The organism is Shimazuella sp. NTD250, assembly GCF_059510375.1.
In genome coordinates, this window is sequence record NZ_JCAJZS010000007.1 from 12,444 (window position 1) to 38,580 (window position 26,137).

27 protein-coding genes and 1 other annotated feature are annotated in these 26,137 nt (G+C 37.2%); of the genes, 16 read left to right on the top strand and 11 right to left on the bottom strand.

From position 1 onward, the window contains the following. Positions 1-250: 250 nt before the first annotated feature. The 7 genes from AC5WOF_RS15895 to AC5WOF_RS15925 all read right to left on the bottom strand — a co-directional run bounded on the left by AC5WOF_RS15895 (position 251) and on the right by AC5WOF_RS15925 (position 5,407). Positions 251-1,387 carry a DNA glycosylase AlkZ-like family protein gene (locus AC5WOF_RS15895; RefSeq protein WP_496050936.1) on the bottom strand — a complete coding sequence of 379 codons (1,137 nt, stop codon included), beginning with the start codon at positions 1,385-1,387 and terminating at the stop codon, positions 251-253. Positions 1,388-1,522: 135 nt separating this feature from the next. After that, positions 1,523-2,164 carry a dTMP kinase gene (locus AC5WOF_RS15900; protein ID WP_496050937.1) on the bottom strand — a complete coding sequence of 214 codons (642 nt, stop codon included), beginning with the start codon at positions 2,162-2,164 and terminating at the stop codon, positions 1,523-1,525. A gap of 10 nt (positions 2,165-2,174) precedes the next feature. Then, positions 2,175-3,863 carry a B12-binding domain-containing radical SAM protein gene (locus AC5WOF_RS15905; protein WP_496050938.1) on the bottom strand — a complete coding sequence of 563 codons (1,689 nt, stop codon included), beginning with the start codon at positions 3,861-3,863 and terminating at the stop codon, positions 2,175-2,177. 10 nt (positions 3,864-3,873) lie between these two features. Beyond that, the gene (locus tag AC5WOF_RS15910) at positions 3,874-4,503 is read right to left on the bottom strand and encodes a dTMP kinase (RefSeq protein WP_496050939.1); all 630 of its coding nucleotides are present in this window, start codon (positions 4,501-4,503) and stop codon (positions 3,874-3,876) included. Between the two features lie 26 nt (positions 4,504-4,529). Then, positions 4,530-4,913, bottom strand: coding sequence for a hypothetical protein (locus AC5WOF_RS15915; protein WP_496050940.1), 384 nt, complete (start codon positions 4,911-4,913; stop codon positions 4,530-4,532). 60 nt (positions 4,914-4,973) lie between these two features. Then, positions 4,974-5,150 carry a hypothetical protein gene (locus AC5WOF_RS15920; RefSeq protein WP_496050941.1) on the bottom strand — a complete coding sequence of 59 codons (177 nt, stop codon included), beginning with the start codon at positions 5,148-5,150 and terminating at the stop codon, positions 4,974-4,976. Beyond that, positions 5,147-5,407, bottom strand: a complete 261-nt coding sequence (locus AC5WOF_RS15925; protein WP_496050942.1) for a hypothetical protein — start codon at positions 5,405-5,407, stop codon at positions 5,147-5,149. The genes AC5WOF_RS15920 and AC5WOF_RS15925 overlap by 4 nt, the downstream gene beginning before the upstream one ends. Before the next feature lie 301 nt (positions 5,408-5,708). Here AC5WOF_RS15925 and AC5WOF_RS15930 point away from each other — a divergent pair, with 301 nt between their 5' ends. Further along, positions 5,709-7,019: a helix-turn-helix domain-containing protein gene (locus AC5WOF_RS15930; RefSeq protein WP_496050943.1), complete on the top strand. Its 1,311-nt coding sequence runs from the start codon at positions 5,709-5,711 to the stop codon at positions 7,017-7,019. Positions 7,020-7,432: 413 nt separating this feature from the next. Continuing rightward, complete coding sequence (locus tag AC5WOF_RS15935) at positions 7,433-7,903, top strand: NUDIX hydrolase (protein WP_496050944.1); 471 nt, start codon at positions 7,433-7,435, stop codon at positions 7,901-7,903. A 171-nt stretch (positions 7,904-8,074) separates the two neighbouring features. Here AC5WOF_RS15935 and AC5WOF_RS15940 read toward each other — a convergent pair whose 3' ends face one another. Then, positions 8,075-8,596, bottom strand: a complete 522-nt coding sequence (locus AC5WOF_RS15940) for a hypothetical protein (RefSeq protein ID WP_496050945.1) — start codon at positions 8,594-8,596, stop codon at positions 8,075-8,077. A 253-nt stretch (positions 8,597-8,849) separates the two neighbouring features. Between AC5WOF_RS15940 and AC5WOF_RS15945 the strand changes: the two genes are divergently transcribed. The 5 genes from AC5WOF_RS15945 (at position 8,850) to deoC (ending at position 15,445) form a co-directional block, all read left to right on the top strand. Then, complete coding sequence (locus AC5WOF_RS15945) at positions 8,850-10,979, top strand: BglG family transcription antiterminator (RefSeq protein ID WP_496050946.1); 2,130 nt, start codon at positions 8,850-8,852, stop codon at positions 10,977-10,979. A 13-nt stretch (positions 10,980-10,992) separates the two neighbouring features. Then, the gene (locus tag AC5WOF_RS15950) at positions 10,993-11,265 is read left to right on the top strand and encodes a PTS sugar transporter subunit IIB (protein WP_496050947.1); all 273 of its coding nucleotides are present in this window, start codon (positions 10,993-10,995) and stop codon (positions 11,263-11,265) included. Between the two features lie 35 nt (positions 11,266-11,300). Next, complete coding sequence (gene ulaA / locus AC5WOF_RS15955) at positions 11,301-12,650, top strand: PTS ascorbate transporter subunit IIC (RefSeq protein WP_496050948.1); 1,350 nt, start codon at positions 11,301-11,303, stop codon at positions 12,648-12,650. A gap of 89 nt (positions 12,651-12,739) precedes the next feature. Then, on the top strand, positions 12,740-14,752 hold the full coding sequence (gene tkt / locus AC5WOF_RS15960) for a transketolase (RefSeq protein ID WP_496050949.1): 2,013 nt from the start codon (positions 12,740-12,742) through the stop codon (positions 14,750-14,752). Between the two features lie 21 nt (positions 14,753-14,773). After that, on the top strand, positions 14,774-15,445 hold the full coding sequence (gene deoC, locus AC5WOF_RS15965) for a deoxyribose-phosphate aldolase (protein WP_496050950.1): 672 nt from the start codon (positions 14,774-14,776) through the stop codon (positions 15,443-15,445). 31 nt (positions 15,446-15,476) lie between these two features. Here the strand turns inward: deoC and AC5WOF_RS15970 are convergent, their stop codons facing one another. Next, a complete protein-coding gene (locus tag AC5WOF_RS15970) occupies positions 15,477-16,175 on the bottom strand; it encodes a 4'-phosphopantetheinyl transferase family protein (protein ID WP_496050951.1) in 699 nt (232 codons plus the stop codon). 182 nt (positions 16,176-16,357) lie between these two features. Beyond that, positions 16,358-16,547, top strand: a binding site (T-box leader). 47 nt (positions 16,548-16,594) lie between these two features. On the opposite strand from AC5WOF_RS15970, the gene trpS reads away from it, so the two are divergent. From trpS to AC5WOF_RS15985, 3 genes are all read left to right on the top strand, one after another. Next, complete coding sequence (gene trpS, locus AC5WOF_RS15975; protein ID WP_496050952.1) at positions 16,595-17,578, top strand: tryptophan--tRNA ligase; 984 nt, start codon at positions 16,595-16,597, stop codon at positions 17,576-17,578. A 201-nt stretch (positions 17,579-17,779) separates the two neighbouring features. Next, the gene (locus tag AC5WOF_RS15980; protein ID WP_496050953.1) at positions 17,780-18,772 is read left to right on the top strand and encodes a class I SAM-dependent methyltransferase; all 993 of its coding nucleotides are present in this window, start codon (positions 17,780-17,782) and stop codon (positions 18,770-18,772) included. A 374-nt stretch (positions 18,773-19,146) separates the two neighbouring features. Next, a complete protein-coding gene (locus tag AC5WOF_RS15985; protein ID WP_496050954.1) occupies positions 19,147-19,656 on the top strand; it encodes a hypothetical protein in 510 nt (169 codons plus the stop codon). Between the two features lie 720 nt (positions 19,657-20,376). On the opposite strand, the gene AC5WOF_RS15990 is transcribed toward AC5WOF_RS15985, so the two are convergent. Beyond that, the gene (locus tag AC5WOF_RS15990) at positions 20,377-21,903 is read right to left on the bottom strand and encodes a YifB family Mg chelatase-like AAA ATPase (protein ID WP_496051115.1); all 1,527 of its coding nucleotides are present in this window, start codon (positions 21,901-21,903) and stop codon (positions 20,377-20,379) included. Positions 21,904-22,214: 311 nt separating this feature from the next. Here AC5WOF_RS15990 and AC5WOF_RS15995 point away from each other — a divergent pair, with 311 nt between their 5' ends. The 3 genes from AC5WOF_RS15995 to AC5WOF_RS16005 all read left to right on the top strand — a co-directional run bounded on the left by AC5WOF_RS15995 (position 22,215) and on the right by AC5WOF_RS16005 (position 23,950). Continuing rightward, complete coding sequence (locus AC5WOF_RS15995; RefSeq protein ID WP_496050955.1) at positions 22,215-22,424, top strand: FMN-binding protein; 210 nt, start codon at positions 22,215-22,217, stop codon at positions 22,422-22,424. Between the two features lie 241 nt (positions 22,425-22,665). Next, positions 22,666-23,100 carry a hypothetical protein gene (locus AC5WOF_RS16000; protein WP_496050956.1) on the top strand — a complete coding sequence of 145 codons (435 nt, stop codon included), beginning with the start codon at positions 22,666-22,668 and terminating at the stop codon, positions 23,098-23,100. A gap of 412 nt (positions 23,101-23,512) precedes the next feature. Continuing rightward, entirely contained in the window at positions 23,513-23,950 is a 438-nt protein-coding gene (locus tag AC5WOF_RS16005) for a VOC family protein (RefSeq protein ID WP_496050957.1), read from the top strand. 277 nt (positions 23,951-24,227) lie between these two features. Here AC5WOF_RS16005 and AC5WOF_RS16010 read toward each other — a convergent pair whose 3' ends face one another. After that, positions 24,228-24,692 carry a fascin domain-containing protein gene (locus AC5WOF_RS16010; RefSeq protein WP_496050958.1) on the bottom strand — a complete coding sequence of 155 codons (465 nt, stop codon included), beginning with the start codon at positions 24,690-24,692 and terminating at the stop codon, positions 24,228-24,230. Between the two features lie 161 nt (positions 24,693-24,853). On the opposite strand from AC5WOF_RS16010, the gene AC5WOF_RS16015 reads away from it, so the two are divergent. From AC5WOF_RS16015 to AC5WOF_RS16025, 3 genes are all read left to right on the top strand, one after another. Next, positions 24,854-24,973 carry a hypothetical protein gene (locus tag AC5WOF_RS16015; protein WP_496051116.1) on the top strand — a complete coding sequence of 40 codons (120 nt, stop codon included), beginning with the start codon at positions 24,854-24,856 and terminating at the stop codon, positions 24,971-24,973. 161 nt (positions 24,974-25,134) lie between these two features. Further along, positions 25,135-25,851, top strand: a complete 717-nt coding sequence (locus AC5WOF_RS16020) for a PIG-L family deacetylase (protein ID WP_496050959.1) — start codon at positions 25,135-25,137, stop codon at positions 25,849-25,851. Positions 25,852-25,874: 23 nt separating this feature from the next. Continuing rightward, entirely contained in the window at positions 25,875-26,024 is a 150-nt protein-coding gene (locus AC5WOF_RS16025) for a hypothetical protein (protein ID WP_496050960.1), read from the top strand. Positions 26,025-26,137: the final 113 nt, after the last annotated feature.

The window sequence follows — 26,137 nt, forward strand, 5'->3', positions numbered from 1 at the left end:
AGCCGTAAATAATGATTGACAACATAAAAAGGGCTCCCTTGCTAGCAAGGGAGTTTTCTCATTGAAAAAATATCCAAAATAAGAGAAAATATCTATGAATTTGAAAATGACAACAGTAAGTGATTTCTTTTGCATCGTTTAAATGGTGATCACTTTTATATCAACATAAACTAAAATAATTTAACAATTTAAAGATTAGGTATTAGATACTTTATTTTTTTATTAGAGGTTGCAACAGGCTCTATATGTATTAACCAAATAAAAAACAATGCATCTGCTCTATTTTACTTTTGATCTGCTTTTTTACTGCTGAATCTACTTTTTCAAATGTCATCCAATCCAAGTTTCTTTTCGTTTTGTCTATTGTCCAAACTCCAATTGCTTCTCCGTTCAAGATAATACTAGCTCTAGACTCCCCAATTTTATTGAACAATAATTCATAATACTTTTGGTCCACATATAAAAAACGACTCTCATAATACCCTTTCAAAGATGGGTCTTCATAAGCTAAAAGAGTTAACCAATTATCCTTTTGAAAAAAAGAGTCTTGATAATGTGTGAAACCTTTTTCAGTCATGAAATACACTGTATTTGTTGTATCTAATTCAACCGCGATTACTTCAATCGCTAATTCCTTTATCGAATCCCGGATGACTTTTATACTTAACCCAGACCACCATGCGATGTCTTTGATGGAAACAGGTCCAAAACGATCAATATGATAGTAGACTAATTTCTTTTGAGCTTCTTTTAAATCCATCTGATTCAAATGTAGATTTGGATAAATAGATGGGGTGTATCCATAGTAGCGTTCTTCTTTTCCCCAATGGTTGCTTTTGTTTATATAGCACAGTTCGCCACCTTCCCATAATTCTTTTATCGCTGTAGTAATTACTTTGTTATCTTCATCCGACAACTTTCCCAATTCGAATTTGACCAAACTGACAATTTCTTTTGGAGTTATTGGTTTACCCTGCACAAAGGATATGATGATTTCTTTAATTTTAGCAACATAATCCATGTTTGCACCCAGTTTTTTATATAGAGTGTAACAATCCGCTAATCGAAAATGCATAGTGGCTCGATGTGCAATAGGAGCATATTCCAACGGTAAGATATGTAGTGTTCTTCTCATACAACGAAGTTTAATATGATCATTCTTGACATATAAGTGATTCCAGAGGGTTTGCGTTTCAAAACTAGGGACTCTCGAAAACAACGTAGTAAATGGAGTAGGTAAACGTGCAGCATGAAGACCAAAGAGATTATCAATTGCATTTCTTACATCTTTTGATTGGAAATTTGGGAGAACATTATGTTTCATAAATACATAGTTCATCACTTTTGATCTATCTAATTTTTCTTTTATAGCTGTTAAACTGCTCATCTTATCCCTCATCTTTCAAAAACTAAAATGGATTCTTTTTCATTCCCATATTGAAAAAGAATCCGTCCCTTGTAAAAAATTATTCCATACTTAGCTTGTTTTGTCCTCTAGTTCAACAAATAAACAAATGTTCTATCAATGAAAATCAAACCCGCATTCCCTATTCAAATGCTCACAAATTTGATGTACAACTAGATGGGTATATTTCAATCCATTTAATTTAACAAAGTTCTCTGTTTCTATTAATGATGAATAAGATTCAGTTAATTGTTGGTAATAACGTTTAAAAGCATCTTCATTTGACAATTCTGACCAGATATCAGCTCCTGAATTATATCCAAAATACGGCTTGGTTAAATAATGACGTTGAAGTGCAACCTCACATGGAACCTCTACATAAAATGTGATATCTGGTTCCCTAGCGAAACGATAGCAATCACGAACATATTCATGAGAAACACCCCTTGCTGCATCTCTAGTAAATGCTGTGTATACCCACCGATCAGCAATGACTATCTGCCCATTCTCAAGGGCTGGTTTAATGATTTCTTCATAACGTAAAGCAAATTCCGATAAATGCAACAAGGAATACGTTAATGGAGAGAAAGTAAAATGGGTTTTCTTGTGGTTAATGATTTCTTGTAAAGGTTCATAAGAGTTCCACTCTGTAAAAATAGGATCGTATCCATATGCCTTTAGCTTATCTCCAAGCATGTTAATCAACGTACTCTTCCCACTTCTAGCTACACCTTCAAAAACAAGTAGTTTACCTTCCATGACAGTCTCCTCAATTCACTCTCTCTTTGATTGGTTTTCCTGTTAAAACTTTTACCTCTGCTACATGCATGGTATTCAAAATATCTTGTTGTTTTGTATAAAACCCAAGTGCATTCTGTAGTTCTTCAATGCGATCAAACAAACCATTTGTCATGTTCTCAGCTTCTTGGAAAATCGATTGAGATTTTTCTACCCACTTCTTTTCCTCTGACTCATGCCACACTTTCTCAATGGTATCTATTGTGCCTTCAACCAAAGAAAGCATCATATCTCCATGCTCTTGAATGAAATTTTCCACATCTTTACGCAATACTTGATATTCAAGAAAGGCTTTTGTTTTTTCCTGATCCATATTCATAAAATGGGATTCAATTTTTCTTATTAAGCTATCCATTTTGTAAATAGCTTTCAGACTTGGTTTTGCATGTTGGTAATAGGTTCTAACCATCTGATACAATTGTCCTACTTTTGGATCAGTAAAATCATAAGTGCCAATATCGTACCAACTCTTACGTTTAATCCTACCTTCTTGCAATAGCTGCTCCGTTAATGGTGTTCCTGCATAAGGTAAGAAACGACCAGTAACATCTCTAATATCAAAAGTTCCTAGCGTTTTAAGGAACTCAATGTTCTCACGCATCCCATTAAGAGAAACATCTGGTTCAAAGGGCATCATCCCAATGGAGATTTCAGGAATACCAACCTGCTTTAGAATTTGGACTGCTCTGACATTTTGCTCAGGAGTAATATCTTTTTTATATCTTTTCAAGGTATCGGCATGTCCAGATTCCAAACCTAAAAATATTTTTTTGAGTCCAATTTCTTTCAGAGCTACAAATATTTCTTTGCTGCAACATACCGCTCTTACTTGCATCCACAGATTCAAATCATCTAGATTTGCTTTCTTAATTTGACGGCAAAACTCTAACACCCATTGCTTACTTCTTTTGCTTGGGTCCATAAACAAGTCATCTACAAACTTAAATTTTCTAACACCTTGTTGGTATAGTAAAGAAAACTCTTCCACAACATTCTCAACGCTCCTAACTCTTCTCGGACGATAATTAAAGAATGTTTGTATCGAACAAAAAGAACATCTTGCATAGCAACCTCGACTTGCCAACATCGAAATACGACGATTTTTATTTAACAAAATAGGCATGGTGTCGCGATGTGGAAGAGGAATGGTATCCAAATTTTCTACTAAGGGACGATCCTCATTGACCACTATTTTTCCATCGGTTCTACGATAAGTAATACCTTTCACTGTTGAAATGCTTTTATTCTGTTGGATGCATTGAGCTAACTCTACAACAGTTGCTTCACCTTCTCCACGAACTACACTATCAATATGATGGATGTTCTCCAAAAATTTATAGTGTTCATAAGTCGGGAAATGACCGCCAATAGTAATATGACCTGTATACCCTGCTTGACGTAACTGTTCCATCACTTCAAAAGTTGCAGGAATCGTATCTTGAGCAGATGCAGAAAAGCCCACAAGCCAAGGGTTATGATTCATGATTTCTTTCACAACTTCGTCTACTTCCAGCATTAATAAATGAGCATCTAAAATACCAGTTTGAAAATTGGCATCTCTAAGTGATGATGATAAATAACCCATTGCAAGGTTTTCCGACTGATAACGAGAATCAAACAATTCGTTTTTTGGTTTACATTGCACGAGAATAATTTTCATGAAAGTCCTCCTAAATAACAAATAAATTATACAAATATTCCAATAATAAATTCTGTATTTTTTCTTTATCCGTTTCAAACAAAAACACTTCACCACTACGAACTTTATCTTTATATAACTGAGTGAATTCATTTTGCACCATTTGAATGAGTTTTGGAGATTCAAAATACTTGTGATGGGCAACATCCTTAGAATCTAAACGCTTACAGATTACATCCTCTGAGGCATAACACCAAATAACTGCATCAGGAGTTTCAATGAGTCCCATTTCCTTATACAAAGTCATAACCTGTTGGATATCGACATCGATATTTTTTGTTCTAGCAAAAGCTCTTACATAAGAAATGATGGAGTCAGAATAACGATCCTGAATCACCACATATCCATCTTCCAACCAAGGCTTAACGTAACGTACAGTAAGCTGCACTAGATCAGCCATGTAGTAAGAAGTGGAGAAAATCTCTGGATAAGATTGAGTTATCTTTTTAAATTCTCGACCAATTTCCGTAAAAGAAAGTGATCCATGACTATAAATGGTTTTCATGCCTCGTGATTCAAATGAAGTTTTTAGATCATGAGCAAGTGTGGATTTTCCAGTACCACAACTTCCCTCTAAAACAATTAGCTTCCCAGCTTTCACCAAATCACCTTACCTTTCCTATTTTACTAACTCAGCAACCTTAATAAATACCGTTCTTGTTCACGAATCTTCTCCAATTCAATCGTAGAGATATAAGTACTAAGAGAAGTGTGAAACCGACTCACCTCTTCTTTTTTTCCCTCACGGATAAAATGAAAAAGCTCTTCCATTTTCTTTTTACTTATGCCCTCAATACCATTTTTCAAATGTAATCGCCCATAACGTAAAAGAATACAGATAGCCATCAGAACATTGGAACGAGTATTTGATCCCCTTAAATGGTCAATCAACTCTACATAATGTTCTCCTTCGCCACAACAATAGACAAAATACTCCGCTAATTTTCTTCCTGTTTTTATTGCTTCGTTTAATTCCAGTACTACCACCTCTTTTTTCCAAAGAAGATACATCCTGCTTTGTTTTTTAATGAAATCATAGAGATAAAAAGATTTATGGTCTACAGCAGTAACTTATCTCTCAAACGTTGTACAATAAATTTTTGTTTTCTTATGAGATATCTCTACTTTACAAACTCTAGATATTGGAACTTTTATAATCTTTCCACCCACACTCTCCAGTTGTAAAACTTTCTGCAAAGGAGTATAACCACTTTCACACTTTATCACTTTGAATTCTTCTGTCTTCATTTTGCCCACCTCGATCTCTCCATCTTTACTTGTTCACTGACTACTATTGTTGGAAGAAAATCCTTGTTTACGGGATTCATTCTTCTTAAAGCTCTTTGAATCAATGCTTTTTCCTCCTGATACAAAGCAACTCTCAATTGACTTTTTTGTGTCGGTATTCTTTCATCGATCTCTTTTTGGTACTTTGTTAGTGCTAAAGTGAAAAGACGCTTGAATTCATCCTCTAACGGAAACAAAACTTTCCCATTTTGCAACATGAAGTATCCCCCAATAGTCTCCGTAAATTAGCTTAACAACTCATTCATTGTTGTTAATACAATGTGGGAATAGTTCCCAACATTTTGTGTCTACATCATATATTTTTTTAAAAACATATGCAATTCATTCGAATTGTTAAATTATAAAAGTTATTTCATGATATTTCATTCATAATCATATTGAACACCAACTTTCTTCCATTTAATAAATTCATTTCATGAAAATCGTTGGGTAATAGAGGTTTTTAATCAGAATATGGCGAAAAATAAAATTAAAATATTTTTTAAGAGGTGATTACATTTGAATAATCCAGAATTAGGAGCTTCATTGAAAAAAATTCGTAAATCAAAAGGGTTGCGGATTACAGATTTAGCAGATAAAGAAATTTCTACAACTACCATCAGCAACATAGAACGCGGATTATCATCTGTGCAAAAAGAATTCTTAGATCGATATTGTAATAAACTAGGTGTTCGATTTGACGAGATTCCTGATTTCTTCGATAGAGAAATCAAACATCTAAAAGACAAAATAATTTTTATTGAGTCAGATATAAACATAAACGAAACAAAAAGAGCACTTCAAAACATTAGGGAAATCATGAAACTAAATGAAAGTGAAATGTTTAAAGATACACTTTACTATCTCAAAGCCCAGTGTCATTTCAATCCTCGTAGCAGTAGAAAGGACTGGGCTAAGGCGGAAAATCTTTTAAATCAAGCGATGACGGTAACAACAAATCCTCACAAAAATATACGTGCATTGTGTCTAAAGGAATTAGCAAGAATCGTTTATTTTCGGGACTATGATCTAAACAAAGCGGTGCAATTCACTACTGATGGTTTAAAGGCATATAATGATGATGGAGATAAAAAAGAAATCAAATACTCCCTATTAGTAGGAAGAGCCTCTTACCTTGAAAAATTAAATGAGACAGACAAAGCACTTCAAATATTATTAAATCTCTGGAAGGAAATTCAGTATATTGATAATTTGGAAGTGAAACTGACTATGTTTGAAATTCGCGCACTCTGTCACATTAAAAAAAATGAGTTAGAAGATGCCCTAAAATATGCAATCGAAGGTTATGAACTAGCTCACTCTAATCAAAAATATGAAAGAATGGTTGAACTACTTACCACATTGGGAAATATAAATGTGAAGAGAGGGGATTTCCAAACCGCTGAGGAATGTTACAACCGTTCATTAGAATTGAAACCCAAACTCAAAAAAAAATATTTATGTGTATCTTCCTACACTCAGTTAGGAAAATTATTTACTTTAACAAGGGAATGGAATCAAGCGAAGTTCAATCTGGAGCTAGCTGTTACTGAGGGGGAAAAAGCTAATATCCACAGAGATGTTCATAGACTTAATGAAGCACTTATAGCGAATGGAGATTATTATCTTGCACAAAATGCATACTTTAAAGCTATTACTCCCTATAAAAAAGCACTTTCAATCGCCAAAATGCACAATTTTGAAAATCACCAACAAATCATTCTTCTAAATCTATCTGAATGTTGGGATAAACTAGGCGATAAAGATATGTATCTTGAAACAAGTCGTGATCTTCAGTTATTATTAAGAAAAGACATAAGAGAGGTGTAAAAATTGAAAAAATTCGAGCATGAACCACCTAAATATATGAATATTGTAATATTTACAAGCTAACCTACAATTTCAATTATTAGACTAAACACCTTTACATTAAGCCTTGAAAAAACCTTACTGCCAAATTAAGACTTGATATTATCATATCGTCATAATCAATAATAGGAAAAGCCCTAGGTTGTACTGAACCCCAAAAGCGCAGATGTGAGTGGGTGGAGCGTCCTTTGTGTTTTTCAACAACAGACCGGAAAACACACACATCAAGCGACTTTATCCAGTGTTCAAATTTATTTATGCAACAACCTCATTAATATAGTGACAAATTGTTCATTTATGTGCTACTTTTAAACCGAAGGTCCCATAAAGAGAAAGGAACGACTGTGTGGACCAGGTGGATTGAGTTCGTCTGGATGTTGATCTTCAAGATTTACATCCGAGTAGTAGCTGTCTTCGTCATCAGTAAGGATGGTTACGTCCTCGTTCTCCAGCGTGCCGAGGATGACATCTCGGCCCTCGGTAAGGATCAAGATAAGGAACCATCCTGCGGTCATATCGACAAGGGAGAAACACCTAGGAAGGCCGCTGTCCGGGAACTCCGAGAGGAAACCGGTATTTCTGCCGATCCTTCCGAGTTGATCTACGTCGAAACAGGCTGGATCAAGGGGAAGTTTCCTCGCGGCGGAGTTGTTCGATATGTCCTTTACATGGATGAAACACATGAAAACATCCATGTGACGCGTCGGTTGAGCGAGCACAAGGGTCATGTTTGGGTTGAAGCCACTCCCAAGATGTTGGCGAAGCAAAAAGGACTTCCAAATGTTTACCAGGCGTACGCCATCAAGGCATGTTGGAAGCTGGTGAAGCGAGGAATGCTGAGCTGATCGCACTGGACGACGGGGGTCACCCGCCGTCCAGCAGTTAACTATGATTGACAAGATAAAAAAACTCCCTTCAATCAAGGGAGTTTTCTCTATTTACTCCAATAGGTCCAGTTTCCAGCAATGCATGACGATACATAAAGGATTTCACTTAGCGATATGTTTTTGTTTTTATTATCTTATTTTTAATGAATCTAAGCCTTGCTTGATTTGTTCCATTTTTACGATATGTGTTATTCCATATAGCACATCCGTTTCCTCATTGGAGGAATGCTCTTTTGAAGCTGGAGTTGGATTCGTGTTATTAGAAGTAGTGTCTTGCTTTTCAGACACAGTGCTTTGATTTTCTGGAGCAGTATTTGGGTTCACATTACTAGGGTTTTGCTTTGTTGCCGCTTGGTATGTATTTGTTTTTTTCGAACTCGAATCGGCTGTAGTACTCTTCTTATTTTCTTGTTTAGATGGCATCGTACGATTCTCCGATTTTCCCACCTGAACGGTTTTCCTAATAGCTTTTGGATGTTGGACAGACGTTTGTACTGTTGCTACTTGATTAGAAGAATGTCCACCTGAAATGGTAACAGTTGTCGTATCGATTGGTGCTTCCCCTATATGCACAGAAGGCGCAGCTTCTCCTGTTGGCTGCCCAAATGGAATCAGCAGAAGTGGAATTGCTATGATAAATGCCAAACGCATCGAATCCCTCTTTTCTATAAATGAGTTTACGGTTATATAGTATAAATCATTTAGTTGTATTTGGATTTTCCAATTAATAGGAATGTGATTGTGCTAAAAATCAAAGTAATCCAAAGTACAATCTTTGCACAAATGACCAGACAGCATTTGAACCGCGCAAACCCTTTTAAATTTGTAGAAAAGGTGTAACATATAAATTAGCTACATGATCCGTACAATTTCTGCACAGTCTAGGTAGAAAGGAGGGAACGGATTGGATGAACGAAGTGTCCTTCTCTTATCGCAACTAGTTCATCACAAAGGTTACTTACCTATCGAAGAAATAACTGATAAGCTACAGATTTCTAGACGCACCTTATACTATGACTTGCAAAAAGCAAATCAATGGCTCAAAGATCAAGGGTTGGAGCCAATTGCGAATGTTCGATCATTAGGATTGTCTCTGTCCGAAGACTCCAAGCAGAAAATTCCAGTACTCATGAAAGATATGAATACACAGCAATACTACTTTTCTGAAAAAGAACGCAAAAATTTATTGGCTGTTTCCTTGATTACGACTACTGCCCCTCTGTTTTTAAAAGATTTGATGGACAAAATCAAGGTGAGTCGAGGAACTACGATTCAAGAGATACACCGTTTAAAAGATGAATTTACTTCCTTTCCATTAAAACTGGAGTTTCATCGAGTAGATGGATATGTTATTGAAGGGGAAGAAAGGCAAAAACGCAAAGCGTTACTGTATTATTTATCGCACATTCTCACTAATAATGGTTGGCATCAGCTATTAAATGAAATCCAAGTGTTATTAAACGGAGAGTTGGATACAGAAGCATTGCATCTGGAGAAAGATACATTGTCGTTCATTCATGAATACTTTCCTTTTATCGAACAATTGGTAACAGATAGTGTTACCAAGTACGGATTGCAGATTACGGATGAGATGTATCAACAATTATCGCTGCGACTTCTGGTATTTAGTAAGCGCTTACTCGAAGGTAACTTTGTTCAGATCGAAGAAGAAGAGAGTGAGGTACTTTGTACAACTCCAGCGTATGAAGTAGCAACTTATATAGCCAAACAACTGGAGCAAAAGTTTCAAGTACCTTTTCCAGAGGATGAGATTGCATATCTGACCATGCATCTTTTGGGGATATCGATTCGCATAGATCAATATGATTTGGATCATAATGAAGTAACAGAAAACTTAAAATGGATTATCGAAAAGATGGTGTTTGATTTTCAACGATATGCTTGTGTGTTTTTTCAGGATTCGCCCCAATTAAAAGAGAACTTACTCAAGCACTTAAAACAAACCTATTATCGTCTCAAGTACGATTTGGCCATCGATAATCCATTAATCGGTTCCATTCAAGAATCATATGGTGAAGTTATGCAATTAACAAAAAAAGTGGTACATCATTTAGAAGCTTACATTGAAAAACCGCTAAATGAAGATGAGATTGGTTTTTTGGCAATGTACTTTGGAGGATGGCTCAAGCGGGAAGGGACAACTCCCCAGGCACGAAAAAAAGTCATGATTGTCTGTGGAAATGGTGTATCCACTTCTCAATTGCTTCAATCTCAAATTGAAAATCTACTAACAACAGTTGATGTAGTTTCTATCTTATCTTTACGTGAATTTAATGAACACGCCCCTTATGATGTTGATTTTATCGTCTCTACCATTCCGATTAAACATCATATTCCTGTTTTTCATGTCAATCCTATTCTGACGGATTTAGAAAAAGAAACCTTATTGAATCAATTTAATTTGTTCATCCAACGAAAATCAAAGTCACTCCATTATTCGATCCCTGCTTTGATGGATATTATCCAAAAATATGCCGACATCAAAGATGAGGCAAAATTGGTGGAAGACCTAACTCAATTTTTATCGTTGGAGAAACGGACACTATGGAAAGGGGTGAAACCTGTGTTAGAAGATTTATTGACAAGAGATATGATCCAATTGAACCGAGTGGCCGAGGATTGGAAATCGGCAATCCGAATAGCCGCACAACCTCTGGTAAAAAAGGGCGCTGTTCAAGAGGAATATGTTGAAGCAATGATTCAAAATGTACTAGAACTAGGTCCTTATGTTGTATTAGCACCGAAAATCGCTATCCCTCATGCTAGACCGGAACAAGGTGTCAAACAAATGGGGATGAGCCTGCTCACTCTGAAAGAGGGGGTATTATTTGAGAAAAGCGACAACCCAGTACAATTGATGATTGTGCTTGCAGCAGTAGACAAAGAGTCGCATCTCAAAGCATTAGCACAATTATCAACGCTATTATCAAACGAAGAAGATGTCAATCGAATCATAGAAGCGATAGATAACAAGACTGTTTTGGATTTGATCGAAAAATATTCTCAAGTCTAGGAGGATGAGGAAGATGAAAATTTTAGTGGTATGTGGATCAGGATTAGGAAGCAGTTTTATGTTGGAGCTCAATGTGAAAAAAGCAACGAAAGAACTTGGGATAGATGCTGACGTATCTCATACGGATTTAACAACAGCTAAGTCAGAACAAGCAGATTACTATATTGGCTCTGGAGATATTATGGATCAACTTAGTGGAGGAACCAGAAAAACGATTTCTTTAAAAAATATGTTTAGTATGGACGAGCTCAAACAAGCACTGCAAGCAAACATCTTAGATGCTTGATCTTCTAATTTATTTCATATAAGGGGGCCTTTACTATGCTGGACTTGTTAATGAAAGACATCTTAGGTACACCTGCAATACTAGTAGGCTTATTTGCACTCATTGGATTGTTGTTACAAAGAAAAGGTGCAGCAGATACCGTTTCAGGTACGCTCAAAACAGTGATGGGATTTTTTATTCTATCAGCTGGGGCTAGTGTCATTACTGGGACACTAGATTTCTTTGGAAAGATGTTTGAGAAGGGCTTTCACATTCAAGGGGTAATTCCAAATAACGAAGCAATTGTAGCACTTGCTCAAAAAACATTCGCAACGGAAACAGCTATGATTATGCTATTTGGGATGATTGTGAATATCATTTTAGCTCGCTTCACCCGTTTTCGTTATATCTTTTTGACTGGTCACCATACATTATATATGGCATGTATGATCGGAGTTATTTTGTCTACCGGTGGAATAAAAGGTGTTCCACTTGTCGTTATCGGTTCTATCATTCTTGGATTGCTCATGGTTCTTATGCCTGCTCTGCTTCAACCTACAGTGAGAAAAATTACAGGGTCGGATGACATTGCTGTTGGGCATTTTGGATCAGTCGGATACTTTGTTTCTGGATTAGTAGGTAAATATTTTGGAAATCCGAAAAAATCATCGGAAGATGTGAAAGTTCCAAAGGGATTAGGATTTTTAAGGGATACCTCTGTTGCGATTTCTTTGACTATGGCTATCATGTTTTTTATTGTCGCATTCGCAGCTGGAAAATCCTTTATTGAATCCCAATTAAGTGGTGGACAAAACTTTATCGTATTTGCCATCACGCAAGCGATTACATTTGCTGCTGGGGTATACATTGTTTTAGCTGGGGTTCGACTAGTCATTGCAGAAATCGTACCAGCATTTAAAGGAATTGCCGATAAAATTGTTCCAAATGCTACACCAGCACTAGACTGTCCAGCAGTATTTCCATTTGCTCCTTACGCAGTAATCATCGGTTTCTTAGCCAGTTTTGTCGCTGGGGTAATCAGTATGTTCTTGCTGCCTGTATTTGGATTAAAAGTGATTGTCCCAGGACTTGTACCACATTTCTTTACAGGTGCAACCGCAGGAGTATTTGGTAATGCCACTGGAGGAAGAAGAGGAGCAGTACTTGGATCATTTGCAAATGGTCTAATCATCAGTTTCTTGCCTGCCCTGCTGCTGCCTGTTCTCGGTTCCTTAGGATTCCAAGGAACAACCTTTGGAGATGCTGACTTTGGAGCTGTTGGTATCATATTTGGAAACTTGATCAAATTAACACCAGTGCTTGTTTATGCGATTCCAATCATTGTGGTTATTCTGCTTGTTGTACTTGGTATTATCAAAAATAGCAAAGAAAAAACGACTGCATAACCCACGATTGTTTTTAGACCCCATTGATTACCTGATACATGTGTAGGGTTGGTGGAGTCTTCTACTTTAGACAAAGGAGAGGAATAAATATGACACAACACAAAGATTTGGATCAACTGACCATCGATACGATACGGACTTTGTCTATCGACATGGTGGAACAAGCTAATTCTGGTCATCCAGGTATGCCATTAGGAGCAGCACCGATGGCCTATGAGTTATGGACAAAATTTATGAAACATAATCCATCCAATCCCGATTGGTTCAATCGAGATCGTTTTATTTTGTCAGCTGGACATGGTTCTCCCCTCTTGTATAGCATCATGCATTTACTTGGATACAATTTATCAATGGAAGATTTAAAAAGTTATCGTCAATGGGGAAGTATCACTCATGGACATCCTGAGTACGGGTATCCAGCAGGAATGGAAGCAACAACAGGACCACTTGGCCAAGGAATTGGCATGGCTGTTGGCATGGCGATGGCAGAAGCACATTTAGCCAAAGTATATAACCGGGATCCATATAAGGTAGTCGATCACTATACCTATGTGATCTGTGGAGATGGGGATTTGATGGAGGGTGTAGCTGCTGAAGCTGCTTCTTTAGCAGGACACCTCAGTTTAGGAAAATTAATTGTTCTCTATGATTCCAATGATATTTGTTTGGATGGTGACCTCGATCAAGCTTTTACAGAGAAAGTCTCAGATCGGTTTGGCGCCTATGGCTGGCAGTATTTACGTGTAGAAGATGGAAATACTGCATCAGCGATTGGAGAAAAAATCAAAGAAGCAAAAGCTGATCGAGAACGTCCTACTTTAATCGAGATCAAAACAGTGATTGGTTTTGGAAGTCCAAATAAAGCCGGAAAATCAGCAGCGCACGGAGCACCACTCGGTTCCAAGGAAACCGAATTGACAAAAGAAGCACTTGGTTGGGAGTATCCTCCTTTCACTATACCAGATGCAGTGAAAACGTTTGTTGAGACCTTTATAGAAAAAGGGGTACAGGAAGAAGAGCAGTGGAATCAATTAGTGAAAAGATATGAACAATCCTATCCTGAGCTTGCAGCACAATTCAAAGGAATTGTAGCAGGAGAGTTGCCAGATGGATGGGATGAACTCTTGCCTGAATATGATTCCTTTTCGAAACCCTTAGCTACGCGTGAAGCATCAGAAGTGGCGCTAAATGCACTCGCAAATCGAGTTCCATCTTTGATGGGAGGATCAGCAGATTTAGCATCATCCAATAAAACACACCTCAAAGACTATTCGATTTTTAGTAAAACTGCTTATGAGGGTAGAAATATTTGGTTTGGAATTCGAGAGCATGCGATGGGAGCAGCATTAAATGGTCTGTCTCTTCATGGAGGAATCCGTCCATATGGTGCAACATTCTTTGTCTTCTCTGATTATTTACGTCCTGTTTTTCGACTTGCAGCAATGATGGGTCTGCCAGTCATGTATATTTTTACACATGATAGTATTGCGGTGGGAGAAGATGGACCGACTCACGAACCAGTTGAACATTTAGCCTCTCTGCGTGCGATTCCGAACTTAACAGTAATTCGCCCTGCTGATGCAAGTGAGACATTAGCTGCCTATCGATATGCATTGAGCCAATCAGATGGCCCTGTCGCTTTTATTTTATCGCGCCAAAAACTGCCCCATCTCACCTTGGATAAAGCAAACGATGGAGTAACTCGAGGAGCCTACATACTCGCTGATCCAACAGATGGGAAACAACCCGAAATTATTCTCATCGCTACCGGTTCAGAAGTAAGTCTCGCTGTAGAGGCCCATCAAACATTAGCAAACGAAGGCATTCCAACACGGGTTGTAAGTATGCCAAGCTGGGAATTATTTGAAAAACAATCAGTAGAATATCAAAAATCGGTATTATCTCCATCCATCCCCCATCGGTTAGCAATTGAAATGGCTTATCCACTAGGTTGGGAGCGTTATACGGGAAGCCAAGGAAAGATAGTCGGTGTCACTGGCTATGGTGCATCTGCACCTGGTGAAGTAGTGATGGAGAAGTATGGCTTTACCGTTGCTCATATCGTAGAGGAAGCTAAGAAATTAAAAGTAAATGAATCTTAATCATAACTGGAGGATTTATGTATGCAGGAATATGCTAAATTAATAGATCACACTTTGTTAAAAGCTGATGCGACTACAGCAGATATTCAAAAGTTAGCGAAAGAAGCTAAGAAATATCATTTTGCTTCAGTTTGCGTCAATCCTAGTCAAGTTCCTACTTCATTTGAAGTGTTGAAGGATACACCAAGTGTGAAAGTCTGCACCGTTATCGGATTTCCTCTTGGAGCTACTACAACAGAAAGTAAAGTTTTTGAAACCAAGGTTGCTACCCAGCAAGGAGCAACGGAAGTAGATATGGTTATTCATCTCGGTAGTCTCAAACAAGGAGATGATACCTATGTACGAAATGATATACAAGCTGTTGTAGAAGAAGCGAGAGGAAAAGCATTAGTAAAAGTAATTTTGGAGACATGTTTGCTCACAGAGGAACAAATTGTCCGTGCTTGCAATCTAGCAGTCCAAGCAGGTGCAGACTTTGTCAAGACTTCTACTGGTTTTTCTACAGGAGGTGCAACAGTAGAAGCAGTAGCACTCATGAGAAAGACAGTTGGAGATCAGTTAGGTGTGAAAGCATCTGGAGGAATTCGAAGTGCTGCTGATGTAAAAGCGATGATCGAAGCAGGAGCAAGCAGGATCGGAGCTAGTGCAGGTGTAGAAATTGTCACAGGTGGAAAAGCTACAACTGACTACTAATACGTCTAACTACCAGATTTCTCTCCACATACTAGGATTGGAGAGAAATCTTTTTTATTTCAACTGTAGAGTCTTTTGGAATTGCTACAGCTCCAAGGTAATCCTCATGCTCGAATGATACGATGGACAGTTTTTCAACATTCATTGGATTTGCTCTATCTTCTAAAAGTTGAGGTTGTTCATCAAAACTGATTGTTACCTGTTCTACAGGGTAGGATAAACCCATTCCAATAGCTTTAATGTATGCTTCTTTTCTCGTCCAAGCTCGATAAAAAGCAAGCTGTTGTTCAGCGGCATTCAACTGACAAAAAGAATTACGTTCCTTGATAGATAAGAAATGTCTCGTCAAAGAAACATAGTCCTCAAGCGGTTTTATCTGTTCAATATCGGCCCCAACTGGACGAGCTGCAATTGCTATTGCTGCTAATCGTTCCGAATGACTGAGGTTAAAATGTAAAGAGCAAGAAGGGCTGACCAACTCAGGTTTTCCAAATGCATTGAAATGATAACGAATGTCTCTAGGGTTACAAGCTATATAAGAAGCAATAAGCTGACGCATCATACCGTGACTAATTACATATTTTTTCTGGTGGGCTGGAAAGTGAAATTTTTTCGCTTTCTCTTGTTCTTCCACTGATAATATGGAAAGGAATTCTTTTTCATTGTAATCATTTGGATCAATGGAAAATAAATAGAGGTCTACTTGTGTAGGGCAAGGTAAGTTTCGCATAAAAATCCTTTCTTTACAGGGATATTTCTTTATTCAGAAATTAAATCTATTTTAAGTTTTCTCACTTTTCCATCTTCCTTTATCGTAATATTTTGCCTATAATAATACTTCTCGTCAAGTGTAATAGGTGAAAAACACTTTGACTTAAATGATAATTGATGCTATTCTTTTGCAAAATAGGATAAAAAGCAGTGAACAAGAAAAGTACACTTTATTATCTTTTTGCAGAGAGCTTGTGGATGGTGGAAACAAGTAAAGGAATTTAGTGGAATGGGCTTGGGAGCTTTTTCGTTTGCTCACGTTACGAGTTTAGAGTGATTTTCTACTACAGAAAATAACTAGGGTGGCAACGCGGTCTATTTCGTCCCTAATCGTGGGATGATGTAGGCTTTTTTTATTTTGAAGGAGGAAAAGGATCGATGGCAGTAGTTTTTTCTGGTGTTCAACCAAGTGGAACGCTAACTTTAGGAAATTATTTAGGTGCAATTAAACATTTTGTCGATTATCAAGAAGAAGAACAAAGTTATTTTTGTATTGTTAATCAGCATGCGATTACTGTTCCACAGGATCCAAAGGAATTACGAGAAAATACGAGGAGTTTGGCTGCACTTTATTTAGCAGTTGGACTAGACCCTCAAAAGACGACTTTATTTGTACAATCAGACGTAGTAGAACATGCTCAGCTCGCATGGGTGATGCAGACAATTGCCTATGTAGGGGAATTGGAAAGAATGACTCAATATAAAGAAAAAGCGGCAAATAAAGGGGAATCGATCCCTGCTGGATTGCTTACCTATCCCCCATTGATGGCAGCTGATATGTTACTCTACAAAGCTACGGATGTACCAGTAGGAGAAGATCAAAGACAACATATTGAATTTACCCGAGACTTGGCGCAACGATTCAACCACCGTTATGGTGAACTGTTTCCTCTGCCCAAAATGCGAGCACCGAAAGTGGGAGCAAGGATCATGTCTTTGCAAGATCCGACTAAAAAAATGAGCAAATCAGACCCAAACCAAAATGCAACCATTCGACTATTGGACAACGAAAAGGACATATTGAAAAAACTAAAACGGGCTCAAACGGATTCAGATAATACAATTCGTTTTGATAAGGAAAATAAGCCTGGAGTTTCCAATCTCCTAGCGATTTATTCTCTGTGTTCCGGAAAGAGTATAGATGAGCTCGAGCAAGAATACGATGGCAAAGGATACGGTCATCTCAAAGTAGATACAGCAGAAGCAGTGATCGAAATTCTTCGACCCGTTCAAGCTCGTTATCAAGAACTTATTTCCACATCTGAACTGGATCGCATTTTAGATGAAGGTGCAGCCAAAGCAAGAGAAGTAGCAGCAGCAACGATGAGAGAAGTAGAGCAAGCTATGGGCTTAAAGCGTTAAAGGTTTTTAGCGATAAGTAAATATTTACAAAATAACAAAAGACTAGTAGAGGAGAACTTTGCTAGTCTTTTGTGTTTTGTGAGATGGAAAACTAAAAATGAAATAAGAGTTTCTTTCTTTTAAAGAATATAATAATATTTCATATAATAAGTCTATTATAGCTCTTCTCATCTCTGTGATGACACCTTAGGAGTGATAACGATGGCAAAAGCTTTGTTTTCTTCAGATGTAAAAACAAAAACAAGTGAAATGATGTTCACCTATGGAATTAGTTGCCATGCCATTTTGGTTCTGCATGCTGTTGGTTTACTACCAATAATAGAAAAGAGACCGATAAAAAAAGAGGAGCTTACAAAAAACGAAAAATTTCCTCAACCAATGGCGATCATAGGAGCATTTCAAGCATTGACTTATGCAAATATCGTAAAAGATGATGAAGATCAATATGTTTTGACAGAGTCTGGGAGAGATGTAGTGGAAAATATCGATATGTTTATCCACTGGTATAATGCATATGGAAATTTAATGGCTAAAAGCGTGGATATCGCCAAAAATTTATATGTTCCTGCACCTGAAAAAGATTATGATTTAGATCAAGTGGCATACTCTGCTTCATTGATCAAGAAAAGATTAATCAAACCAGTCTTAAAAGAGATCATTTCAGAACTAGAGCCACAAGGTGTTCTATGTGATATGGGTTGCAGCTCAGGAGAATTATTGATATCCCTATGTGAGGAATTAGAGATAGATGGATTAGGTTTTGAAAAAAGTCCAAGAATGGTAGAACTAGCAAATAAAAATATTCAGATGAACACAGTAGGAAATATCCATGCTTATTATGCGGATTATACCAGTATCAGAGGTGTATATCCGGAAGTAGATCTATTAATCTGTGACTTTTTCATGCATCATATAACGGATGATCGAACTTGTGTAGAAATGTTACGATCGTTTAAGACCACCTTTCCAAATAGTCGTTATATGCTTTTTATGGACAACTATACGCCAGAAATAGGTGCACAGTCAGCAGAGTCATTTGCTCCAGCATTTGATTTTGTGCATCGTCTACAAAATATTGATACACGAAATTACTCATCACTGGAAGGGATCATTAACAATACGGGATATGATTTAGTTAAACGAATCGATTTAGATATTGCCAATAGTTACTTATGGCTGTTAAAAATGAATTAAATAAAATACAAGGGTGACTGGCAGGAATATTTCTTGCCAGTCACCTTTTTGATAAGATGAAAAAAATGCGAATATCGTAAATCATTTGGAAAGGCAGGATATTTTATGAGTGGCGATTTGATAGGAAAAAAATTTTCTTATACCTGGAGCATGCAGAAGGTTGTAGGATAAATTCATAACCCTTTTTATTTTTTGATAGAATATGTTATGAAAGATTACAATAAAAAATATCCTTTAGACAGATAAAAGTTTTCCAAAAACTATTTACAAAAGTAAGAATTAATCAAATAATAAATGGAAATAGGGTGATAGGTAGTGAGGAAGTTTGGGTTTATTTAGGAACATCTAGTTTATAAGAATGAAGAGGTAATGCAATGGAGAAAATTACAGAAATAGCAAATGTATATCATGACTTTTTAACTGATGCCAATCAAGAAGATGAGAAAGCGGTTTCAGCAATTGAATTACTTTATTCAGAATTAGAAGATACTAAAATAAGAATGGAGTTATTATTTCTTAGGCAATTTGCCCTTTATTATATTTTGTTCAGAAGAATAGAAGATTCGTCCGTTGCCGATATTATTTTTCAAGAAGTACATGCTCGGACTTTTCAAAATGTATGGAGATGGGATATAGACAGTAAAAATAAGAGCATTTTAGTAGCTAAGGAATATACCAATCGAACAAATGATATGGAATTTAATTCCGAGGAAGAAAAGTTAGAAGCAATTGGACGCTTATTTAGTGAAAGGTTAGTAGAAAAACATTCCGATCCTCTTATCCAGCTAGGAAAGAGAGTTTCCATGAGGAATTTAGCATTTATCAATACAACACTAGATTATGCAAGAGAAAAAGGCATGTCATTTATATCTTACTTTTTTTAATTAAATAATGAAGATAGAATTTCCCATAAGCTGTAGGAATTAAAAAAATATGCAATTCATACAAAACGAATGTTTGTTTTTTTGTGAATTGTGATAAAATAACATATGTAAGGGTGACGAACCAGGGAAAGGTGATCTCACAGAAATCCGAGAAAGACCCTCTCGGAATGTTGTTTTTAACATTTGTCAATTAACTTTGTTGTTTCTGTTGGAGGTTTCCTATGGGTAAGAAGATTGGTAGCAACGAAGAGGGCGATATCGTCATCGGTGATGACGGCGTCATCGACGTGGAGACCAATGACTGATTCGTGACCCGGTGTTCCCTTAGACCGTAAGGTTTTGAGGAAGCACAGACCGATTGATATCTACGAAAGTGGATGTCGATCGGTCACCTACATTTCATAATAAAGCTGAGGATTTCCTCTTGGATCATAAACTGGTTAATACGAATACCTAAATAGAACAGTCTTCGGACAAATGATTCATCAAGAACAACACTGATTTATATTTCAGTGTTGTTCTTTTTCCGACAGCTTGTATATTCCGCCCAGAAGGGCTACGAACAGAACCAGAGCGATGATCTTCAGGCACTTGCGACGGTTTTTCATTTTTGGATTCCCATGGGGATCGACCTGCAATGTATAACATTAGATGGAGGTGAGAAAATTATAGAAATAAAAGAATTTTCCGATTTTATGAGTTCATTCTCTAAATAGCTAATTATTCCCAAAATTTCCGATCCAGTGCCCGATACTGGATCGCCTCTGCAATATGGGATACCTCTATGTGTTCCATTTCTGATAAATCGGCTATCGTTCGAGCTACTTTTAAGATTCGATCATGGGCTCTGGCACTTAGGCCTAGCCTGTCAAAAGCTTGGCGCAGAAGTTCTTGTGATGCTATATCTAACTCGCAATACTCCCTAATCTCAGATGGGGTCATGGTACTATTACACAAGGTGGCAGACCCAGTAAATCGTTCACTTTGTACTTTTCTTGCTTGATTGACACGCCCCCGTACAGTGGCAGAAGATTCATTTGCAACACGGCTAGATAACGTTCCAAAATCTACCCTTGGGACTTCTACGTGTAAATCAATTCGATCCAAGAGAGGTCCTGATATTTTGGCGCGATATCGCTGGACTTGTTGAGCATTGCACGTACATGATCGATCTTGGTCATATCCAAAATACCCACATGGGCATGGATTCATCGATCCCACGAGCACAAATTCTGCTGGAAAAGTGAGGACCGCCCGTGCTCTTCCCAAGGTAACTTCTCGGTCTTCCAATGGCTGACGTAAAACTTCTAAGGAAGATTTAGAGAACTCCGGAAGCTCATCGAGAAATAATACTCCACGATGGGCCAAACTTACTTCCCCTGGTTTCGGAATTGCTCCTCCCCCTACAAGACCTGCCTGGGAAATGGTGTGGTGAGGGGAGCGAAAGGGACGTTCCGATATCAACCTTCCCCTATCTTGAATAAGACCTGCTATACTGCAAATCTTGGTAACTTCCAATGATTCCTGAATATCCATGTTTGGCAGAATGGAGGAGATTCTTCGAGCTAACATGGTCTTTCCAGATCCTGGTGGACCGATGAGGAGCAAGTTGTGTGAACCTGCAGCTGCTACTTCCATTGCTCGCTTTACATGTATTTGACCTTGTACATCTGCTAAATCTAGTAATGAAAGGTAAGTGTTTACTGTTTCTTCCATCGGCAGTGGTTCTGGCTTCCATTCCCCTTTGAAGTACAACATTGCTTGTTGTAAGTTTTCTACAGGAATAACTTCCATGCCACTAACTAGTTTTGCCTCATTAGCGTTTTGACGAGGGAGTACTACTTTTGTTAAGCCTTTTTCTTTCGCTGCCATAACCATGGGTAGAACTCCAGATAAAGGACGCAGCGTACCATCTAAAGCCAGTTCTCCTACAATGAGATATTGATTAAAATTAGGAATCTCACCTTGTCCACTCGCCACAATCACACCCAGGGCGATTGCTAGGTCAAAGATAGAACCTTCTTTTTTTATATCTGCTGGTGCTAGATTAGTAGTAATCCGTTGCAGGGGAAAGTTAGCATGGCTATTTCGAATCGCTACTCTTACTCTCTCTTTTGCTTCTCTTACCGCAGAGTCAGGCAGCCCAACAATATCAAACATCGGTAAACCGTTGCTGATATCTACTTCAACTTCCACTAGAAACCCATCCACTCCAAGAACACTAGCACTCATCATTTTGGCATACATATCTCCACACCACCAGAACATATTTTCTATATGTGTATATTCATTCCACACATATGCTCGTATTTCCTGTTTATAGAAATGGGAAAGAACAACACTGAGCGCCTCAAGGAAAAGGAGAGTTACCTGAGGGGTTACTCCAATGGTCATGAGGATGGCTACCAAGAGGGCTATACCTTCGGTGACGTCGAGGGTCACACCAATGGCTATGTCAAAGGTGTAAAAGCTGATGGGAAGGCGAAAGCGGAGTGTGAGATCAACTATGACATGGGGATTGAGCTAGTAAAAAAGATTTTCTAGAAAGATCCGTAGATGTGCGGACGATAGTTTTAATAGGGAGGCAGAATGAAGAATTAATTGATCCAAATTACCTAGAGGAAACTTTATTGCTGAAAAAGAAGCTAATTCAACAAGAACCTGATACTACATCACAAAACTGGAAGTTGTATGGAGTGTTTGCTGATGAAATTGAATTTTGGCAAGCTGATTCAAAACGTAAATATACTTTAAATAAATATCAGTGATGTGGAAAATCAATGGGAACATAAACATTTATGACCTTAATAGTTTTAGAATTCTAGATATATCTTACTATGCAATAAATTCAGGGAAGCGGAGTGCAACATTATGAAGCCTCTTTGTAAAATCATTCTTTTTATTATATAAATAATAATTAAATGCGAAAAATTCCATTTGTATTAAATGTTGTTTATAAGTATACTATTTATACAAAATAGATTATTAGGCCAAAGGAGGTTATGGCAAATGTTAGCTAGGTTTCACTTAAAGAAATCGCTTGCTTTTGTCGTTTTGTCGTTTATTGCCTTGGTCAGCGCATTGTTACCTGTGAATGACGCATATGCATTTTATTACAGACTTTATGATAGCTCATTTAGAATGTATGATGATACTCCTGTATTTAAATATTCTAAAGGTGGTTTGGGGGTTTATGTCGATTGTAAAAATTCAAAAGGAAACTACCAAACCATGAATCTATATCGTAAGATTAATGGGCAATGGAGTCTTCGTGCCACACAAAAAGTATACTGTTCAAAAAGTACTAGAAAAGAAAACTATTTTTATTATTCTAGCGCAGTATCTGGTTCCTATTATTATATAAGACTTTATAATTCTGGATATACTGGTTACACTTCCACATCCAGCTTAACCACTGCTAATGTGGATGTAAATCCAACCTAAATAAAACCTCAATATTTTCTGTTATATTCAGAAGATATTGAGGTTTTTGTTTTGTTCGCCCAGCAAGCAGTGTACATTCTATCCTTTTTTTAAATCTCTAAATACATCAACTATTATGAATGGACAATTAAGAGGTGAATACAAGACTTGTATCCAATATGGAAATTAGCCTATATGAGTAATCTCTAACAATGCTAATACATTTTTTCGCAAAATTGTAAAGTGATTTTTGAAATTTCTCTATTGGAAAATGAGCATTACTTTCCTCCATTTTTCTCCATATCATTTCGTATTATGGAGGCACGTACCTCAGTTCAGGCTGTTTCGTTGATAAAGAAGTAGCCTGTCGAGCTAGACAGTATTTCGATGAAACAGGGAAATCCTTCAATATGGAACATAGGAGGTATGAGATATGAAGATCAATAGAATAGATCATGTGAGTATAAACGTAAATGATCTTTCAGAGGCTAAAGCGTTTTTTCTTGATTTAGGACTTGAAGTGCAGGCGGAATGGGAATTGGATGGAGAATTGTTGGACAGAATAGTTAGGCTTAATGATGTTAAAACGGCATGTGTAGGATTGAGGATGCCAGATGGTCAGGCATGGATAGAGCTGGTTAAATTTTATTCGCCGTCAGATGAAAAAGATATTCAGCAACCTTTTGCAAATACGCTGGGTATCCGTCATATTTGCTTTGCTGTTGAAGATATTGAAGCTATTGTTGCAAAATTGAAAAAGAAGGGCACGGAAATCTTTAGTGAGATACAGCAATATGAAGAAAATTATAAGTTATGCTACGTTCGTGGTCCAGAGGGAATTATTTTAGAGTTGGCGGAGAAAATCAGATAAATATTGAATGGGACTTTAAATGACATAGATCTTCAACTTTAAAGGTTTCTTCTTAGGCATCGCACGGAAGATCGCTCATGTATGTGCAATGCACAACAAACCAGCGATATCGTGACAAAATATCAGGACCACTCTTGGACCATACCAGATATCATTTATTGCAAAAGGTTCCATGTCATCGCCTCCTAGTAATTGTAATCTGCTTTTCGTGTAATGATAGGACTTATTAAGATTAAAAAAATCTGCGGTTAAGGGATTTCCCTAACCACAGATTTTTTTAATAAACTACATTGAATTTTTCCTTTTTTCCAATAAATATTTTATTAGCCAGCAGTTTTTCATCTGTTACAGTAACCCATCTGCAAGTTAATCTGGATTTCAAGGACATAGTAAAGTCCCAATTTTTATTAGCAATGAATTCTTCATTTTCCCCAATTCTTTTTGCAGTTGCAGAAAGAATCCCTTTAGAATTTACCGAGAGGTATTTCCCGTTGGAAACAGAACGAAAGGCATGATACTTCTCATTCACCACGATTACTTCAAATTGCTCTGATTTACCTACTTTTTTTGAAGTAACAGTAATACTTCCATTTGCCTCAACTGATACATAAAACTGGTTGTAAGCTTGAAAGTAAGTAACAAGATGATCATTTGCTGCATCTGTTTTAACAGTGTTGAAAACTGGAAAGAGAAAACTAAAAAAAATAGTTACAATCCAAAACTTTTTCCAAACACTCTGCAATAGGAGTACCTCCAATTTGAGGATATTAGGTAGTTACCTACTTGTATTATCTCCTAATAATTGCAAATTGTCTAATTGGTTTTAGTAGTGAGCAATGAAGCGATTTCAGGAGATGCATCGAGCTATAATTGGTGTAGATGATTCTAAAATAAATTGATCATATTAATGGTAATAAATTAGACAATCGACGATATAATCTAAGAAAAGCAAATCGATCACAGAATACAATGAATAGGTTGTACTTCATACAAATATTTCTGGTTAAAAGGTGTATCATATGACAAATGGGAAAAGTAATTTGGTGAATATATCACTTTCAAAGGTAAACAAAAATGTTTAGGTTATTACAAAACAAAAGAAGAAGCAGCGTTTGCTAACCATTACGCAGCTTCTTTTTATTATGGGGAATTTGCTAATTAAATGAAGCTAAGGGGATGGTCGGATGATAGGACCTGCAATATTTTTTATAGCTCACCAAGATGACGAGACTCTACAAGCATCAGTTGATATCTTAAACTACTTAACAGCAGGGCGAGAGGTAATAGTTGTCCTATATACGACTGGCAAAGGCTCATTTGTCCAAAATGTACTGAATGGAAATGAAACATCCACATATTGGGGTACTACTCATAATCCTTATCTAGAAGGATATATGGAACTGACCGATGATGAGTTTTCCGCAGCTCGTAACCGTGAGTTTTGTTCTGCTCTTGGTCAATTGGGGGTACCTCCTGAGAGTATTCATATTCGGCCAGTAGATTTAGAGGGTGGACCCGTTACCAAAGATACGGTTAAATCTCTCATGCTGGAATATGTCAATAATTACGGAACAGCAGGAGTATCCTATAAAGCAATGAGTTATTATGATACAAGCGATTCCCATAAATACAGCGGACAGGCTTTGTTAGAACTATATAACGAGGGAATTGTTACGGACGCAAGATTCTATATTGCTCGCTCCGATTGGGCATTGAGTAGACCAGGTACAACGTACACGGCTACAGCGACGCAAAAGGAAAAAATCAAGAGAGCTGCTCGATGTTATGAGGCCTGGAATCCTGTGAGCGGAGCCTTCGCCATTGGATACCACAGTGTATATGCACAGTTCAATGCATATTTAACGAATCCTCAAAATAAGATTCATAAGCCAAATGAATAAAGGGGAAAACGTTTGGATAAATCATGAATTTTATCTATATCCACTTGATCTGGCTTTTGTTGTTTACGCTGTGGTTATACCTGTTTGCATGGATTTGGACATTTGCAATGATATGGGCGCTAAAAGTATGCAGCTTCCCTTATGCACGTTATCGAAAACAGTTTCATCAATGAAGAGAAGAACAGAAATCGAAAGCCAAGGATTAGGCTTTTTTATTTTGCATTTCTTCATTCTCAAATCCTCACTAGTTATAACTGGTGAGGATTTTTTCTTATATCTAGTTGAG

Bases quoted from the DNA above. Each gene is read 5' to 3' on its own strand.
- AC5WOF_RS15895 (WP_496050936.1), bottom strand. From the start codon at position 1,387: ATGAGCAGTTTAACAGCTATAAAAGAAAAATTAGATAGATCAAAAGTG.
- AC5WOF_RS15900 (WP_496050937.1), bottom strand. From the start codon at position 2,164: ATGGAAGGTAAACTACTTGTTTTTGAAGGTGTAGCTAGAAGTGGGAAG.
- AC5WOF_RS15905 (WP_496050938.1), bottom strand. From the start codon at position 3,863: ATGAAAATTATTCTCGTGCAATGTAAACCAAAAAACGAATTGTTTGAT.
- AC5WOF_RS15915 (WP_496050940.1), bottom strand. From the start codon at position 4,913: ATGTATCTTCTTTGGAAAAAAGAGGTGGTAGTACTGGAATTAAACGAA.
- AC5WOF_RS15920 (WP_496050941.1), bottom strand. From the start codon at position 5,150: ATGAAGACAGAAGAATTCAAAGTGATAAAGTGTGAAAGTGGTTATACT.
- AC5WOF_RS15925 (WP_496050942.1), bottom strand. From the start codon at position 5,407: ATGTTGCAAAATGGGAAAGTTTTGTTTCCGTTAGAGGATGAATTCAAG.
- AC5WOF_RS15935 (WP_496050944.1), top strand. From the start codon at position 7,433: ATGTTGATCTTCAAGATTTACATCCGAGTAGTAGCTGTCTTCGTCATC.
- AC5WOF_RS15940 (WP_496050945.1), bottom strand. From the start codon at position 8,596: ATGCGTTTGGCATTTATCATAGCAATTCCACTTCTGCTGATTCCATTT.
- AC5WOF_RS15950 (WP_496050947.1), top strand. From the start codon at position 10,993: ATGAAAATTTTAGTGGTATGTGGATCAGGATTAGGAAGCAGTTTTATG.
- ulaA (WP_496050948.1), top strand. From the start codon at position 11,301: ATGCTGGACTTGTTAATGAAAGACATCTTAGGTACACCTGCAATACTA.
- tkt (WP_496050949.1), top strand. From the start codon at position 12,740: ATGACACAACACAAAGATTTGGATCAACTGACCATCGATACGATACGG.
- deoC (WP_496050950.1), top strand. From the start codon at position 14,774: ATGCAGGAATATGCTAAATTAATAGATCACACTTTGTTAAAAGCTGAT.
- AC5WOF_RS15970 (WP_496050951.1), bottom strand. From the start codon at position 16,175: ATGCGAAACTTACCTTGCCCTACACAAGTAGACCTCTATTTATTTTCC.
- trpS (WP_496050952.1), top strand. From the start codon at position 16,595: ATGGCAGTAGTTTTTTCTGGTGTTCAACCAAGTGGAACGCTAACTTTA.
- AC5WOF_RS15980 (WP_496050953.1), top strand. From the start codon at position 17,780: ATGGCAAAAGCTTTGTTTTCTTCAGATGTAAAAACAAAAACAAGTGAA.
- AC5WOF_RS15985 (WP_496050954.1), top strand. From the start codon at position 19,147: ATGGAGAAAATTACAGAAATAGCAAATGTATATCATGACTTTTTAACT.
- AC5WOF_RS15990 (WP_496051115.1), bottom strand. From the start codon at position 21,903: ATGTATGCCAAAATGATGAGTGCTAGTGTTCTTGGAGTGGATGGGTTT.
- AC5WOF_RS16000 (WP_496050956.1), top strand. From the start codon at position 22,666: ATGTTAGCTAGGTTTCACTTAAAGAAATCGCTTGCTTTTGTCGTTTTG.
- AC5WOF_RS16005 (WP_496050957.1), top strand. From the start codon at position 23,513: ATGAAGATCAATAGAATAGATCATGTGAGTATAAACGTAAATGATCTT.
- AC5WOF_RS16020 (WP_496050959.1), top strand. From the start codon at position 25,135: ATGATAGGACCTGCAATATTTTTTATAGCTCACCAAGATGACGAGACT.
- AC5WOF_RS16025 (WP_496050960.1), top strand. From the start codon at position 25,875: ATGAATTTTATCTATATCCACTTGATCTGGCTTTTGTTGTTTACGCTG.